Source organism: Thiomicrorhabdus sp. (assembly GCF_041583835.1).
In the GTDB taxonomy this organism is placed as follows: Bacteria; Pseudomonadota; Gammaproteobacteria; order Thiomicrospirales; family Thiomicrospiraceae; genus Thiomicrorhabdus.
This window is the reverse complement of sequence record NZ_JBFHFC010000013.1, coordinates 22002-37910: the sequence shown is the minus strand read 5'-3', so window position 1 is coordinate 37910 and position 15909 is coordinate 22002. Positions and strand designations below refer to the sequence as shown.

Annotated in this window: 19 protein-coding genes; 7 read left to right on the top strand and 12 right to left on the bottom strand. The window is 50.5% G+C overall.

Features of this window, described 5'->3' with window-relative positions; all coding sequences use genetic code 11:
- Window positions 1-5: 5 nt before the first annotated feature.
- Together ABY044_RS07980 and dapF are read right to left on the bottom strand one after the other, a co-directional pair.
- Window positions 6-683 carry a DUF484 family protein gene (locus ABY044_RS07980; protein ID WP_373019711.1) on the bottom strand — a complete coding sequence of 226 codons (678 nt, stop codon included), beginning with the start codon at window positions 681-683 and terminating at the stop codon, window positions 6-8.
- Window positions 676-1512 (bottom strand): diaminopimelate epimerase, encoded by an 837-nt coding sequence (gene dapF / locus ABY044_RS07975; protein ID WP_373019710.1) that lies wholly within the window; start codon window positions 1510-1512, stop codon window positions 676-678. Before dapF ends, ABY044_RS07980 begins: the two co-directional genes overlap by 8 nt.
- Before the next feature lie 136 nt (window positions 1513-1648).
- On the opposite strand from dapF, the gene hslU reads away from it, so the two are divergent.
- From hslU to ABY044_RS07940, 7 genes are read left to right on the top strand one after another with little or no spacing between them, the layout of a single operon-like run.
- Window positions 1649-2977, top strand: a complete 1329-nt coding sequence (hslU, locus tag ABY044_RS07970; protein ID WP_373019738.1) for an ATP-dependent protease ATPase subunit HslU — start codon at window positions 1649-1651, stop codon at window positions 2975-2977.
- A 27-nt stretch (window positions 2978-3004) separates the two neighbouring features.
- The gene (locus ABY044_RS07965) at window positions 3005-3385 is read left to right on the top strand and encodes a gamma-butyrobetaine hydroxylase-like domain-containing protein (RefSeq protein WP_373019709.1); all 381 of its coding nucleotides are present in this window, start codon (window positions 3005-3007) and stop codon (window positions 3383-3385) included.
- Window positions 3386-3423: 38 nt separating this feature from the next.
- Window positions 3424-4176, top strand: coding sequence for a bifunctional demethylmenaquinone methyltransferase/2-methoxy-6-polyprenyl-1,4-benzoquinol methylase UbiE (gene ubiE / locus ABY044_RS07960; RefSeq protein ID WP_373019707.1), 753 nt, complete (start codon window positions 3424-3426; stop codon window positions 4174-4176).
- A complete protein-coding gene (locus tag ABY044_RS07955; protein ID WP_373019705.1) occupies window positions 4176-4769 on the top strand; it encodes an SCP2 domain-containing protein in 594 nt (197 codons plus the stop codon). The genes ubiE and ABY044_RS07955 overlap by 1 nt, the downstream gene beginning before the upstream one ends.
- 14 nt (window positions 4770-4783) lie before the next feature.
- A complete protein-coding gene (gene ubiB, locus ABY044_RS07950; RefSeq protein WP_373019703.1) occupies window positions 4784-6397 on the top strand; it encodes a ubiquinone biosynthesis regulatory protein kinase UbiB in 1614 nt (537 codons plus the stop codon).
- Window positions 6398-6454: 57 nt separating this feature from the next.
- Entirely contained in the window at window positions 6455-7096 is a 642-nt protein-coding gene (locus ABY044_RS07945; protein ID WP_373019701.1) for a hypothetical protein, read from the top strand.
- Between the two features lie 19 nt (window positions 7097-7115).
- On the top strand, window positions 7116-7637 hold the full coding sequence (locus ABY044_RS07940; RefSeq protein WP_373019699.1) for a thioredoxin family protein: 522 nt from the start codon (window positions 7116-7118) through the stop codon (window positions 7635-7637).
- 60 nt (window positions 7638-7697) lie between these two features.
- Here the strand turns inward: ABY044_RS07940 and ABY044_RS07935 are convergent, their stop codons facing one another.
- Genes ABY044_RS07935 through gspG form a run of 10 tightly spaced genes read right to left on the bottom strand, consistent with a single transcriptional unit; the run spans window position 7698 to window position 15870 of the window.
- A complete protein-coding gene (locus tag ABY044_RS07935; protein ID WP_373019698.1) occupies window positions 7698-8261 on the bottom strand; it encodes a hypothetical protein in 564 nt (187 codons plus the stop codon).
- Between the two features lie 22 nt (window positions 8262-8283).
- Entirely contained in the window at window positions 8284-10236 is a 1953-nt protein-coding gene (locus ABY044_RS07930; protein WP_373019697.1) for a S8 family serine peptidase, read from the bottom strand.
- A gap of 18 nt (window positions 10237-10254) precedes the next feature.
- Complete coding sequence (gene gspN / locus ABY044_RS07925; protein WP_373019696.1) at window positions 10255-11037, bottom strand: type II secretion system protein N; 783 nt, start codon at window positions 11035-11037, stop codon at window positions 10255-10257.
- The gene (gspM, locus tag ABY044_RS07920; RefSeq protein WP_373019695.1) at window positions 11037-11525 is read right to left on the bottom strand and encodes a type II secretion system protein GspM; all 489 of its coding nucleotides are present in this window, start codon (window positions 11523-11525) and stop codon (window positions 11037-11039) included. Before gspM ends, gspN begins: the two co-directional genes overlap by 1 nt.
- Complete coding sequence (gene gspL / locus ABY044_RS07915) at window positions 11509-12786, bottom strand: type II secretion system protein GspL (RefSeq protein ID WP_373019693.1); 1278 nt, start codon at window positions 12784-12786, stop codon at window positions 11509-11511. Before gspL ends, gspM begins: the two co-directional genes overlap by 17 nt.
- Complete coding sequence (gspK, locus tag ABY044_RS07910; RefSeq protein WP_373019691.1) at window positions 12767-13813, bottom strand: type II secretion system minor pseudopilin GspK; 1047 nt, start codon at window positions 13811-13813, stop codon at window positions 12767-12769. Before gspK ends, gspL begins: the two co-directional genes overlap by 20 nt.
- Entirely contained in the window at window positions 13810-14484 is a 675-nt protein-coding gene (gene gspJ, locus ABY044_RS07905) for a type II secretion system minor pseudopilin GspJ (protein ID WP_373019689.1), read from the bottom strand. Before gspJ ends, gspK begins: the two co-directional genes overlap by 4 nt.
- Entirely contained in the window at window positions 14481-14849 is a 369-nt protein-coding gene (gene gspI / locus ABY044_RS07900) for a type II secretion system minor pseudopilin GspI (RefSeq protein ID WP_373019688.1), read from the bottom strand. Before gspI ends, gspJ begins: the two co-directional genes overlap by 4 nt.
- Complete coding sequence (locus tag ABY044_RS07895) at window positions 14846-15373, bottom strand: prepilin-type N-terminal cleavage/methylation domain-containing protein (protein ID WP_373019687.1); 528 nt, start codon at window positions 15371-15373, stop codon at window positions 14846-14848. Before ABY044_RS07895 ends, gspI begins: the two co-directional genes overlap by 4 nt.
- Before the next feature lie 26 nt (window positions 15374-15399).
- Entirely contained in the window at window positions 15400-15870 is a 471-nt protein-coding gene (gspG, locus tag ABY044_RS07890) for a type II secretion system major pseudopilin GspG (RefSeq protein WP_373019686.1), read from the bottom strand.
- Window positions 15871-15909 lie beyond the last annotated feature (39 nt).

The window sequence follows — 15909 nt, the reverse complement described above, 5'->3', positions numbered from 1 at the left end:
GAAAATTATCCGGCAAACAAGTGAGACAAACGGGCGGTCACCATTTCCGCCATGATTCTCAGAAAATAGGTTCCCAAATTCGGGTGAAAACGGTCGGTCGTACTGCCCAACGCCAACACACCCCAAACACGTTTCTCGCCAAGCGGCAACAGACACACCGACTGCATCGGCTCGTTCGTATGGAACAACCCTTTCTGCCAAGCGTCTTCCAACAAACCACAGGCCGGCTCTTCCGGCTGCAACGTCGACTTCATGGTCTCGACCCAAGTCTGACTGATACCCAACTGGGTAATACCGTGCAAACTGGTTGAAGGCACATCCCAGGAAACCAATGCCACTTCTTCAACCTGAAAACGTTGTTGCATCTCCTCGATAATGCAGTCGACCGCTTCTTGTTCGCTACGAGCCGCCATCAATGCTTTAGTAAATTCCTTGACCTTATTGAACAGCTGGCCGTTTTCTCCGGCGATATTAATCAGGGTATCGACCTCCACCTGCAATTCGTCCCGCTGTTTGCGCAACTGGTAAATCTGGCGCTCCAACAACGAAACCGCCTTACCCGTCTCCGGATGGGGAATACTCAACTCGTCCAGCAGATTAGGAAAAACGTGAAAAAACTCGCGATTGCGGTTCAGGAAATTCGCCACGTCCTCTTCGTGAATATCGTTCAACAGACTAGACATGCTCAATCTCTCCTTCAAAAACGGTCTCCGCCGGACCGCTCATCCACACTGGCGACGAACGGTCGCCGTTCCAGACAATTTTCAAATCGCCGCCCGGCAGAGAAACCGTCACTTCGTCATCCACTTCTCCCCAGTTGCGATACACCACCATTGCAGCGCAAGCACCGGTTCCGCATGCCAGGGTTTCCTCGGCTCCGCGTTCAAACACCCGTAAACGGATACGACCGGCATCCACTTTCTCCGCGAAGCCGACATTCACACGCTCCGGAAAGAAGTCATGCGATTCGATCGCTGCGCCCAAAGTTTCAACCGGCGCCTGCCCGATGTCGGTTACGCGCAGTACCGCATGCGGGTTCCCCATCGAAACCGCTCCGATTTCAATCTGCTCGCCGTTGACTTCCAAATCATACACATCCTGTTCGGTCGGCATATTGAAAGGTAGTTTTTGCGGCAGAAAATGCGGCACGCCCATATTGACTCGAATCCAGCCGTTATCTTCGACATACAACACAATCATTCCGGAAGCCGTCTCTACGCGAATCTCTTTTTTATCGGTCAGGCCTTTGTCGTAAACAAACTTGGCAAAACAACGCGCGCCGTTACCGCACTGCTGGACTTCCGAACCGTCGGCATTGAAAATCCGGTAACGAAAATCCACATCGGGGGTTTCGGTCGACTCGACCACCAACAATTGGTCAAAACCCACACCGAAATGGCGGTCTGACCAGCGTTTGACTTGTTCGGCAGAAAGGTTAACGGTTTGACGGACGGCATCGATGACCATGAAGTCATTTCCCAAGCCATGCATTTTGGTGAATTTCAAGCCCATTTAGGCACCCTATATTTTTTATGGTTATTACATTGAAAACGATTATAAACGCAAATCTATCATGCGCACAGGGAATACGCAAACCGAAGCATTTTCCTTTATAATGACCCAATTATTCGTTAAACATTCAGGACAGATTTACCCAATGATGACTCCAAAAGAGATTGTTCACAGTTTAGACACCCACATTGTCGGTCAAAGCGAAGCAAAGCGTGCGGTTGCCATCGCCCTGCGCAATCGCTGGCGTCGTTCTCAACTCTCCGACGAGATGCGTCAGGAAGTCACGCCTAAAAACATCCTGATGATCGGACCGACCGGGGTTGGTAAAACCGAAATCGCGCGCCGTCTTGCCAAATTGGCGAACTCGCCTTTTTTGAAAATTGAAGCCACTAAGTTTACCGAAGTAGGTTATGTCGGCCGCGACGTCGATTCGATCATCCGCGACCTGATGGAAAACGCCATCAAGATGACCCGCGAGCAGGCAATGCAAAAAGTGCAACGCCAAGCGGAAGACGCAGCCGAAGAACGCGTTTTGGATATTCTTCTGCCACCGGCGCGCGGGCGTGAAGAAGAAAGTTACGACAATATGTCCGAAACTCGCCAGAAATTCCGTAAACGCTTGCGCGAAGGTTCTTTGGATGACAAAGAGATCGAAGTCAATATCAGCGCCACTCCGGCGCATGTCGAAATTCTTGGCGCTCCGGGTCTTGAAGACATGACCCAGCAGCTACAAAGCATGTTCGAAGGCATGAACCAGGGCAAGAAAGAAAAACGCAAAATGCCGATCAAAAATGCTCTTAAAGCGCTGGCCGAAGAAGAAGCGCAGCGTCTGGTCAACGAAGAAGACATCAAGACTCAGGCAGTTGAAGCGGTCGAACAGAACGGAATCGTTTTCATCGACGAGATCGACAAGGTCGCCAAACGTCAGGATGCCAGCGGCGGCGACGTCTCCCGAGAAGGCGTACAGCGCGACCTTTTGCCTTTAATCGAAGGTTCGACGGTATCGACCAAATACGGCATGATCAAAACCGACCACATCCTGTTCATCGCCTCCGGTGCATTCCACCTATCGAAACCGTCCGACCTGATTCCGGAATTGCAGGGTCGTCTGCCGATTCGAGTCGAACTGCAATCGCTTAAAGTCGAAGATTTCGTGCGCATCCTTACCGAACCGAAAGCGGCTTTGACCACCCAAGCGATCGCACTGATGAAAACCGAAGGCGTCGAATTAAGTTTCACTAACGGCGGAATCCAGCGTTTGGCGGAAATCGCCTTCCAAGTCAACGAAACCACCGAAAACATCGGCGCACGCCGTTTGCATACGGTTCTGGAAAGGCTTTTGGAAGAGATTTCGTTCGATGCGCCCGAAAAATCCGGCAGCAAAATCGAAATTACGCCTGAATTCGTCGAAGAACGTCTCGGTGAATTGGCGCAAGATCAAGACCTGTCGCAGTACATTCTGTAACCGACGGTAATTAATCAGGAATCCGTTATGCCACATCCTACCGACATCAAGCTGCACCAGCGCTCCAAAATACTGGAAGTCGCTTTTGACAGCGGCGAAACGTTCAAACTGCCTTGCGAATACCTGCGCGTCTATTCGCAATCGGCGGAAGTCACCGGACATGCTCCGGGACAGGAAGTGCTTCAAGTCGGCAAGCAGGACGTCAATATCGAGAACATCACGCCGGTCGGCAACTACGCGGTGAAACTGCATTTCGACGACGGTCACGACAGCGGCATCTATACTTGGGAACGCCTTTACGATCTGGGCAAAAACCAAGAAGAATACTGGGTGGACTATCTGCGCAGACTGATGCGCGCGGGTCACGACCACGAAGATTTACAGCGCCTAAAAGCGCAAAACCGATAAACCGAACAACACTCTTATCAAACACATAGGCAACCAATATGAGTCAGCAAAAGAAAACCATTGATTTCGGATTTAGCGAAGTTCCGCTTGAAGAGAAAGTCAAAAAAGTTAAAGGCGTATTCGACTCGGTTGCCGATAAATACGACGTCATGAACGATGTCATGTCCTTGGGAATCCACCGTCTTTGGAAACGCCATACCATCGAACTCAGCGGTATCCGTCCGGGCAATTGCGTGCTGGATCTGGCGGGCGGCACCGGCGACCTTACCAAAGAGTTCGCTAAACGCGTCGGCAAAAGCGGGCGTGTGGTCTTGGCGGACATCAACGAAAGCATGGTGCGTGTCGGCCGCGACCGTTTGATCAACCAAGGTATCGCCGGCAACGTCGATTACACCATCACCAATGCCGAAGCATTGGGCTTTCCCGACAACACGTTCGACCTGGCGACCATCGCCTTCGGACTTAGAAACGTCACCAACAAAGACAAAGCGCTTGAAGAACTCTACCGCGTTTTAAAGCCGGGCGGACAGTTGATGGTGCTTGAATTCTCTAAAGTCACCCAACCTCTATTGGCAAAAGCTTACGACTTTTACTCGTTCAACATCCTGCCGAAAATGGGCAAATTAATCGCGGACGACGAAGCAAGCTACCAATATCTGGCGGAATCGATCCGTATGCATCCCGATCAAGACACCTTGAAACAGATGATGCTGGATGCCGGTTTCGATAAAGCCGAATACCTCAACATGAGCGAAGGTATCGTCGCTCTTCACCGCGGCTGGAAATACTGATGGTTCTCAACAAAGCGCTGGAATTCATGCTCAACGAGGCGATACGTCTGGACGAGCGTCAAGGCGCAGACTTCAAACCGTTGGAAGATAAGGTCATTAGCCTGACGTTGAATGATTTGGGAACGACCTCACACCTATTGTTCACCGCCTACGGCGTCAGTGTACAAAGTGATCTTCAAGGCGAAGCCGATGCCGTCATCGAAACGTCACTGGGCAGTTTGCTTGCTTTTCCTCAGACAAATGAACTTAAAGGAGTCGTCTTTCACGGAGACGAAACCTTGGCGGAACAGTTCGTCCATGCCTTGAATTCGTTGGAAATCGATTGGGAAGAACACCTATCGCACTATACCGGCGATCTGATCGCTTTCAAAATCGGCCATGCCGCACGCACCGTACTGCAAACCAAACAAGCCGTTAAACAGCAGAGCGGCGACACTTTGAAAGAATATCTTCAATTCGAAATCAACGCTCTTCCGACCCAATCGCAAGTGCAACGCTTCAACCGTCAGGTCGGCCAGATCAGTGAAGCAGTGAACGAGTTGGAACTCCGTATCGACAAACTCCTCCAATCCGCTAAAGCGGCCACACAATAACAGAATACGACTCAATGAAACTACTGAAACAACTGTCGCGAATCATCAAAATCAACCGTGTACTGACGCACTACCAAATCGATCGCATGGTATTGGCCAATAGTAAATATGCCTGGCTGATCGTCGTCAACCAGCTATTGCCGTGGAACTGGCGCAGCAAATCCAAAGCCAGCCGCGGTGAACGCATTCGTTTTGCACTGGAAGAACTGGGGCCGATTTTCATTAAACTCGGACAGGCGTTATCAACCCGTAAAGACCTGTTACCGCAAGACATCTCGGTGGAGTTGACCAAACTTCAGGACGACTGTCCTCCGTTTGACGAAACACACTCCAAACAGATTATCGAACAGGCACTTAAACAACCGGTGGAAGAGGCTTTCGCCAGTTTTGACCCGGTACCGATGGCATCCGCTTCGATCGCCCAAGTGCATGCGGCCACGCTGCACAGCGGCACAGATGTCGTAGTCAAAGTCGTGCGTCCGGACATCAAACCGGTCATCGAACAAGACGTTAGCATCATGTTCAGCCTGGCCGGTCTGTTGGAAAAAGCGGTCAAAGAAACCCGCCGTCTCCATCCGGTGGAAGTGGTGGCCGAGTTCGAAAAAACCATACTCGACGAACTCGACATGATGCGCGAAGCGGCCAACGCCACCCAATTACGCCGTAACTTCGAAGATTCCGACTTGCTTTACGTTCCGGAAATTTACTGGTCGCACACCAACGACAATGTCATGACCATGGAACGCATTTACGGTACTCGCATCAGCGAAACCGAAAAACTGATCGAACAAGGCATCGACCTGACCGACCTATCCGCCAAAGGCGTGACTATCTTCTTCACCCAGGTGTTCAAACACAACTTTTTCCACGCCGACATGCACCCGGGCAACATTTTCGTCTTGCCCGACGGACGCTATGCGGCAATCGATTTTGGAATCATGGGCACTCTGACGCCGGAAGACCAACGTTATCTGGCGGAAAACTTCCTGGCCTTCTTCAACCGCGACTACCTGCGCGTATCGGAACTGCACATCGAATCGGAATGGGTGCCGCGCGATACCCGCGTTAACGAACTGGAGTCGGCGATCCGTGCAGTATGCGAACCGATCTGGGACCGCCCGTTGAAAGAGATCTCTTTCGGCCTTTTCCTAATGCGCCTGTTCCAGACTGCGCGTCGCTTCGGCATGGAAGTACAGCCACAATTGGTATTACTGCAAAAAACCTTACTAAATATTGAAGGTTTAGGTCGCCAGCTGGATGACGAACTTGATCTATGGGATACTGCTAAACCGTTCCTGGAAGAATGGATGCAGGATCGTGTCGGGCCGCAAAGCCTGATCAAAAACATCAAAGCCAACCTACCTTTCTGGATCGAACAGGCCCCGCAAATGCCGGGATTGTTACACAGCACACTGAATAAACTGGCACATGACGGAGTCGGCATAAAGTCCGGACAAATGGCCGAACTACAGCACGAGATTCGCACTCAAAATCGTCAACAACGTCAACGTGCGATCGGATTAGGATTGATTCTGTTCGGGCTGTTCCTGCCGTTTGAGATTCCTTACGGCGGCTGGGTACAAATCGGGCTGTTAGCGCTTGGCGGTTACTTCATCATTAAGAAATAACCGAATCAACAACTTAGTAACTATCGTTTTCACGTTCAAGGTCATCACGGAGCTGTCATGAAAAAAATCTTACTACTATCGGTTACCGCTTTATTGCTGGCTTCCTGTGCAAGCAACCCCTACCCGCTCAATATGAACGAAGAGCAGTGGCAGAAACTCACTCCGCAAGAACGCCAAGCCTTATTGTTGAAACAACAAGAGTATCAAGAAACTCAACGCCTTGAACGCATCAAGGCCGATGCCAAACAGCGCGAGTTGGATAAAAAGCTGGAACTCAAAGAACAGGAACGCTTGAATCGACTATACGATCACCCGAGTGGCGGAGACGTTGTTCGGATTAACATTTATAGCGGTGAATATCGCTATAAAAAACAAGTATTTAAGCTACAACCGTTCTCCACCCTGATCGCCCGCGGCGAAATCAAAGAAGTCGATCTTTCGATGCGCGACTACAAACAACGCCATCACCGCGAACGCGCTTATTTGAAATATAATCAGGACGGAACCGGTATCTACCTTTATTTATCGCATCCGAGTCACTATAACAATGACTATATCGCGCTATTACGCGATCGAAGCTGGGCATGCGGTTCCGAAAGCCGTAAAAGTTTCCAGTTCTCGAAAAACGAAGCATTGAACAACATGAAGTTCTATGTAGAAGAGCTTAATTCAAACTGCCGCGACCGACGCTATCGATAAAGCGGCAAGAGGAAACCCAATGAAAACGCTTATTACCCTTATCCTGTCTGCCGTCATGCTTGCTCCGTTACCGGGCAAAGCCGGGGAAGTCTTGCCTTTGGCTGTCGACCTGCAAAAAGCCGGAACGGTGGCCGATAAATATCAGGTTCCGGTCGTCATTTTCTTCACGGCAACCTGGTGTAATTATTGTAAGAAGCTGGAAGAGAATATCATCACGCCTCTGTTGGAAACCACTCCAATTGAACAGTACGCTCAATTTCAGCAGGTATTACTGGATAAAGACCACTGGATGATGAAAGACTTTGCCGGTAACGATATCGAGATGAAAACCCTTGGGCCTAAATTGGGCGTTGTCGTTGCACCGACCACACTGTTTTTTAACAGCAAAGGCGAGCAGATTGCCGAGCCTATCATCGGTCTGACACTGGAAGAACACTACCCGGGAAATCTTGAGAAACGTATCAACCAAGCTTTGGAAAAACTCGGGAATCCTAAACGTTTAGATCTTTATAAACTGGTGGAAGAGAGTAACGGCATCTAAGCCGTATTCAATCCTCTTAAGCGTATTCCGAACAAGTCTGTTCGGAATACCATCATCACTTTAACGTAAACGGTAACGCGGCTCCGAGAGCACCGGTACTGCGACTTGAATGTCCTTATCCCGATCCAACTCTTCCAACATACGGTCGTAAGAAATCACTCCGCTCACATCGAAAATGGCCGAACCGCCTCTCGGTAACAAGGTCAATAATTTAAAGCCGTAACGTTCGCCGATTTTATCGATATCGGCCTTTTGGTATGTCTTCACCAAAAAGCTTGACGTAATCACTGCATTTCGTCCACTGGTGCGGTTCAATAACACCGGCGCAAATTCAATCTCTTTATTCTGATGCCATTTCTTCAAAGGCGCACAGGTTTCCTTGTCGAACCAGCTCTCGTCGGCCTGGTAAATAAACCAGCCTCCGTTCTGTTCCAACAACGTCAAATTCCACTCTTCCGGCATTTCGGTGTTAGGGGTGAAACTGGCAATGCGCTTCGGCTGATTGTCGTAGGTCGGCCCCGCCATTTTCGCAACCAACTGGCACGGTTCGGTAAATGCAAATCCTTGTGTCGGCAACATGGCCGATGCCGCCAGTAACAGGCCTGTCCAAATCGATTTTTTCATATTTAATCTCTCTTTAACGGGCTTAATGACCATATACTTTCAACGACCAGGCAGTCAATTTACCGGTACCTGGATGATTGATCTGATTATTGGTGGAATTATCCAAATCACGCACAGTCAAGGCCCAATCCCCTGCACTGTTTTCTCCGTAAAAGGCGTGACTGATCAATGTCAAATTCACCATGTCGTAACCGGACTGATACGCATTGAACGGTGTCAGCAAGATACTTTCGGTACCGGAAGGCGAACGCAAAACAACTTGATAGTCGCTTATGTCGATCTTATTTTCCGAACCGTCCGTCGCCACACCATCAAGATCTTCAATGGACAACGTCAATTCGACACTTTCGGTCGCCAAGTTATTTGCAACGCTGACACTGGTCGACAGACCGGTCGCATTATAGTCCGGTATTTGATTTGCAACCGGCACCGTTCCGGCGATATCCGCCGTAGTTTGCAAAGCGGCCATCGAAGTACCGGCCGACTTCCACTCCAACGCCATCTGAAGGGCGGCATTGGTATTCGGCGCCCCGAACCCGTAAGCATTACTGTATGCAAAATAATTTCCGCTGTAAGGGTTAACCGCCTTGTTACTGACCCAGCCGCGCTCCAACACAACCGATTGCCCACCGACGGAGACCGTATTCGTAGCCAGATTCGGGTCGAGTTGACGTGCGGTCACGGCCAGAATGTGTTTGACGTCTCTCCAGGTCAGATTCGGATTGGCCTGCAACAGAAGTGCGACAATTCCACTCATCACCGGAGTCGAGGACGACGTTCCGTTGAACGCGGAAAAATAATTGCACTGTTCGTTATCGGTACCGTTCACACCGGTGTTGAAGTCAGAGTTATAAGGGGAATAAGCGAATATGCCGGCCGTCGATTGATTCTGACTGAAGCCGTAGGTACAGCCGCTCATATCCGTGGTAATCAGCGCGGGTGAATCCACCCCGTATTCGCCCGCCGGACCGACCATCCACAAGGCGGATCCGGTATTGGAGTAGGTAGAACGCTTGTCGTCGGCATTGAAACCGCCGATCACCATCAGATAAGGATTAACGTTTTCGTATTCCATATTGACGTTATAGCAAGTTAATCCGTTGGTAATCGCCTGACTGCACCAATCCGAAGAAAAAGCCGTACCACCGGCGTACTCATTTCCCGCCGCCTTCATGTAAAGCGCGCCCTTGCCGTCACGAAGATTCTCGGTTCCCCACTGGAACCCGGAAATGATCACCTCGCCATTCGTTTTTTCCACCCCGGTCGTGCCTTGGTACGGGTTTAGACCGTAACTCATATTAAAGACGTCGACATTCGCACTGTAGAGTTCCGGGTAAGATGAAACCGAATTGGCATAACCCAATGCCGCCATCTCCATATTCAAATCAAACCCGGAATACAACAGGTTATAACCGATCAACTCCGCTTGAGGTGCGACCCCCCATATACCAAGACTGTTTCCGCCTACGGCCGTCGCCAAACCGGCAACGGCAACGCCGTGATAACCGCTAGGGTTTTCTACCGTATTGGGCGGAGTCGGATCGTGTAAATCCTTGGTATTGCTAGCGGAAAAGAAATTATAAGAGGCGTTGGCTAATACATTACCAACCAAATCTTCATGTGCGATATCGACCCCGGTATCGATAATGGCAATTTGCACACCGTCGCCGGTATACCCTTTGGCGTAAGCCGAGACCGAATCCGTCGTACCGTCAAAAACCCGAATATCCGCATATTCATCGTCGCTGTTGACCGTCCCGCCAGTATTCGACACCGTCAAAGCCGTCTGGCCGTAATTGTAGAGATACCATTGGTGCTGAACAAATGGATCGTTAATCGCCGTAATCAATTCGTCCGGTACCGGTTCGGGAGCAGGAGCAACATAAGAGTCCGAACTGCCGCCTCCGCCGCCGCAACCGCCGATCGAGCCTATAACAAATAATAACGCGGTGAAACCAAACTTGTTGCTGTTCATCCTAACTACGCCTTATTCTTACCAACGTCCTTTTTGAACCAATGTAGCCAATACCGGTGTTTTTTTGCGCATTACCAAATCGATCCAGTCCGGCATACTTTGCGCATTGTCCGCCTGAATTTTCAAATTGTGCTGAAACGCTTTTGGACCCATCAGCGAACTGCCGCTCAGCTTCCATCCCGGCCCGCCGCCGTCCAAGCTCAGTTCAACCTGCTTGTTTTTCAATGCCGGTTCAACCTTCAACTGTGGGATATTGGCACCCAAAAAGTCCGCCTGACTGAATTGTGCGGAACCGTTGATCGAAGCCAACCAGCCCGTCTGAACGTCCCAAACCAATCCCAACTGCAGCAAACCGACTTGCCCTTTCAACTCACCCAAACCGCGAACACTATTGGGTAAAAACGCTTGAAAAGCCGTCAACTGCCACATCCCGTTCAAATCGCTCACTTCAATTCGGCTTTGATCCAGCAATCCGGTAGCAATATTCCATTTCGAACCGCCCTGCGCGTTATCCAACGACATCGCCAGATTCGGCTGCAACATCAATAAAGACCAAGGACTGAGTTGCCACTCCAACTTAGCCGAAAACACGCTCTGAGCCGACGGCGAAAAGGTCAACTGCGTCTGCCCTTGCCACAAAGTGCCCTGAGGTTCGGACAAGTGCAGATTTTTCGGCAACTGACTCTGCAAATTCATCTGCTTGAACACCCAACCGGCCGGCAAATGATATACAAAAGAAATCAGCAGGACTAAAACGAAGATCGACAGCAATCCAGCCAAAGAAGATTTAGTGCGTTGCATTATTTGCCCACCTCGAAGCTCACCGTCGCTTCGATCATTCCGGTTTTCACCGGAGTCACCTGCAACTGGCTACTCACCAATCCCTGCTTTTCAAGTAGCGATAACCAACGGAAAAAACGCGGCGCAGGCACTTCTTTAAAGCCGACCTTAATCGCCTTGGCATTCGGAGTAATGCTCTGCATAAAAGGTAATAGATTTTCGTCACGCAGGGTTTTCTGCACGCTTCCCATCAACTGCGACTGCGTCGAGAACAATAGTCCCGACTCTGCGGATGCGACTCTAGGATGGGCAACGACTTGCTCGCTCAACCACTGCCAGTCGTTAAGTGCTTGCTGTTCTTTTTGCACGGCTTGTTCATAACCCTTATGAATCGGCGACCATACCAGCAGATAAAACAAGACCACGGCAAGAAATGCGATCATACCGGAGAGCATCATTCTCTCGCGCTGTGCCAACTGCGACCACGTCTGGTTAATTTGCGCCAACATACAACACTCCTTCCGCCAACGTTTGCGAAACGTTCTTCACTTTCAATTCCACCAACATTTTCTGACCGGCCGCTTGCGCCAGACTTTGCAAATCGTTAACCTGCGCGGACTGGATCTGTAGGCTTAACTGCCCGCTTGACGCCTTCCAATCCAATCCGACAACCTGCACCTTCGGAAACTGTGCAAACACCGCTTCAACCTGATGAACCAACTGGCTCGGTCCAACTTTATCACCGGTTGTCGATCCCTGATTAAAGCCGGTTTTCGCTTGCGTGCGGATATTGATGATGCGTTTCACTTCCGGGAATCGCTGCTTAAATAATTTTTCAGTCTGAGCTTGATACGCCGCAGCTTGATCACGGTGTTGCTGGGCCTGCATAAACAGACTCAACAGATAAACCGCCACCAGAGCAACCAATAGAATCCCCGCGCTTTGCCAGATTTTCCATTGCCCACCCGATTTCGATTTAGACTGGAACTCGCCGCTGCGTAAATTGAAGCCTTTGCAGGCATGACGAACGCCCGCAATCGATGTCGCACAGTCGTTCGACAACGCAGATTCTTCCACGGTCTCAATCAACACCTCGCCGTGCTGTTGAATATGCAACTGTTTAAGCGGTTCAAACCATCCCGGACTTGCTGCAAACCCCGTATATTCGCCACTACGAACCAACAGACGTTGGTCGGTCTGCTGATAAACCGACCAGACCTGTCCATTTTGCGACTCTGAAGACGGTTCTTGTGCCATTGTATTTGCGGCTGTATTCGCCATACGCTCGGTCGGCGGAACCCGGAAACAATCGGCCACCAACAAAACGTGATCCAAGCCAATTTGACGAAGTTGCTCGACCCACAACTGCATACGTTCTTTGGTAATCACCGCCACGCTCACCTCACCTTGCGGGGTTCGGTTCAACGCCACAAAATGCAGACTTTCCACCGGTTCAGCCAGTGATTCTTCCAATGCATAAGGTAAGGCCGCAATCCAATCCGAACGGCGTTTTCCGGGAACGAAATGCTGCATCAGGCTCACCTGCTCGGTCGGCACCCAGACGACGGAAACCGCCGCTAATACTTTCTTCAATGCGTCCTTGTTATCCTTGCCCTCTTGTGCCTGAATAAACAACACCGCCTCTTGGCTTTCTCCTGATTCGGTCTCAACGAGCAATTTTCCGGACAGGTCAAATCGAACCTGACGGAAGACCGGCAAATGACTTTGCTTCACTTGCATCCCTTTTTGTTCAGTGTGTTTCTGCGACACTTAACCACCTTTGTACTAACTTAACTTGGTTTCTATCCGGGCGATAAAAAATGGCCGACAAACCTTGTAATGACTCGCCGAAATCGACTTGGCCGACCAATAAAAAATACTGACTGTTCACACTGATCAACCAATCCGGCAGCGCATCAGTTAAAGGCCCGCTTTCCATCCCGGTCTGTTGAGCGATAAACGTCCTGAATTCCTCAATGCTATTGGCAGGCGTTTCCTTACGCTGTGCAATCCAAGCCTCGGCAACCGATTCGTTCATCCAATCGGTCAATGCCATCAACACCTCTTTCGGAGCGGTATTAACATTGATGGCCGTCACCGTCGGCAACACGCTTGCCGTCAATTTCATGCGCTGCCAAATTTCAAAATCGATATTTTGCAGTCCCTGAATATTCTTCAACTCTTCGAACATCACCAAAGGTTGGTTGGCGGCACGATACGGAGGCTGCATCAGCAGATAAGCATCGCTCTCCGCACCGTTCGGTAAACGTTCGTCGTCTGCATCCACCCAATCGGTCAACACTTCCGCCGGGGCTTGTTGCAACCCTAACAGCAACGCCCATCGATTGATGATTGCCTGCCATGTCTCACGCTGCGCCTTATCGCTTTCCTGAACGTTATTCAGGTTCAGGCGCGCTTGCATATCGTAGAGCTGCCCGGAAATTTCTCCGCCTTCAAACGGCACTTTCAACATGGGCTGCGCCCAAAGTTCTTGTAAATGGTCGGTCTGGTTGTTTTTTGCGTCCAACAACAATCCCTGTTTAACCCAACCTTCCAGCCCCCATGCCACGGCTAACGACTGCGCTTGATGCAGCATATTGGTACTGCGGCTCAACGTCAGATGTTGTTGATAAATCAACTGGCCGGACAAAGTCGCCACCAACGCGACAATCAACAATACGGTTAACAGCGCAAACCCCTGCTGAGGTTTTTCTTGCGCCAAGCAAACCCGATTACGGTCGCCAAGGTGCCGCTTTCCATTTTCTTCACCGTATGCAGCGCGACTGACCGACTTCATTGATCGTTCGCCTCATTGTTATCGGTCGTCTGCGTAGCCGTGGCACCGGCTGCACTGATCTCCGCATCCGCCCCCATAAACAATCTCGTCATCTCGCCCATGCCGTCAATCTCCAGACTCACTTCCGTCAATCTCGGCAATGCGGTCAATGTCTGCTGCTCGCTCGGCCAGCTGCGAACATATTCGTTATTCGCGTTTAGCAAGCGTATCTCAAAACGCTCGACGTGATCCAAAACCGGCAGCTTGGTTGGCTGGGTATCCGGTGCGCGATCCAATACCGGCCACACTAACCGGTACAAAACACCGTCTTCCAAACGATACGCGACCCGCAACAAACCGCCCATGCCGTAAGGCGTCGGGAATTCGGCGATGCGAGTCAACTCAACCCCTAAATCGCGACGGTATTGGAATGCCGGCAGCACTCCGCCCAAACCATCCTGAATGGTTCGCGGCGCCAACTGGATGAAGTCTTGTTCCATCCACCAAATCGCACGCTGTAATTGTTCCATCTTGGCCGCATGATCTTCTGTACGCTCTTGCACCGTTACCACACTGCTGACGGTTTGGTAAGCCAACACCGCAATCACCGCTGAAATCGTCAAAGCGATCAGCAGCTCAATCAAAGTGAAGCCCGCTTGCCTTGAAGTCGAGTCGTTTACCGTCGAATTCACGGGCCGACCACCGTCGCCAGTGCGGCTGAAGGTTTTTTGCTGCCTTCCAATGTCACCGTCATGGTCGCTTTTTTAACATCCGCAATCATAGTGTCTTCGGTCGCCAACTCCGAAACCCAAGTCCGGTTCAACATCGTCACTTCCTGCTTGGCTTCCGCACGGCTATTAGGCATAACTTGCAATTTCACCAGTTCGTCTTCCGCCACCCAAGTAGCGACAATACGTTCGTCCAGCGCACTGTGATTGCTTACCGTCAAACCCATCGCTCGAGACAATGCGGCCAATGCGATCGACACTACGGCCAGCGCCACCATGACTTCAATCAAGGTAAACCCTTGTTGACGCTTGCGAACCGATCCAATCATTTCACGTTCCCGTTTTCTTGTTCGGCATCAAATTGCAGCAATCCATTCCAATGCACACTGTATGAGGATTCAGCCTGCTTACCGCGTAAAGAGGAATTCGAACGCGGACTAAATAAAACCGATCCGGCCATGACATCTCCGCTCGGCCAGAACACCCAACCTTCCCTCGGCAAATTCTGCTGTCGGGCGAACTGTTGATTATCGATTGTCCATTCGACCTGCAACGATTCCGACCACGCCAAAGAATCGATTTTCTCATCCTTCTGCCATTTACCGCGTTGCTGACTATAGGCGCTCAAACCTTTTTCGTCGACGGCCACCAGATACAATCTCTGCTTAAGCGCCGCCTGATCGCGAACGAAGCTCAACAAGGATTTAACGCTGCGTTCTTGGGAACGTAACGTTGCCTGTTCGCTGGAACCGATCGACATCATGCCGACGGTGACGACCACCGACATAATAACGACCACCACCATCAATTCAATCAAGGTGAAGCCCGATTGCGCGACTCGTCTGCTGACCATGTTAGGCTTCACCCCGTCAAAGGGCGTTACTTGATATTCCAGTTACCGATGGTTGCATTCACGCCGTCACCGCCGTCCTGTCCGTCAGCACCGTAAGTAAACAGGTCGAAATCGCCGTGCTCACCCGGACTCAAATAAAGGTACGGATTGCCCCAAGGATCCATCGGCATCTGTTCAAGGTACTGTTTCCAATGCTTCGGCTGAGGTTCGGTCGTCGGCTGTTTAACCAACGCTTCGATTCCCTGATCGGTTGTCGGATAAACATAGTTATCCAGTTTATACAGTTTCAAGGCGGACGAAATCGAACTGATATCCTGCTTGGCTTTAACGATTCTCGCTTCGTCCGGACGATCCATCAACTTAGGGGCGACAAACGCGGCCAATACCGCCAGAATGACCACCACGACCATCAATTCGATTAACGTAAAACCTTTCTGTACAGCAGAATTACGCTTCGCCTTAATCGTCTGCATCATCGGTGTTTGTGTATTTTCCATCTCATACTCCTAAAAACGTCTGTTTTATTTCTTTGTTAC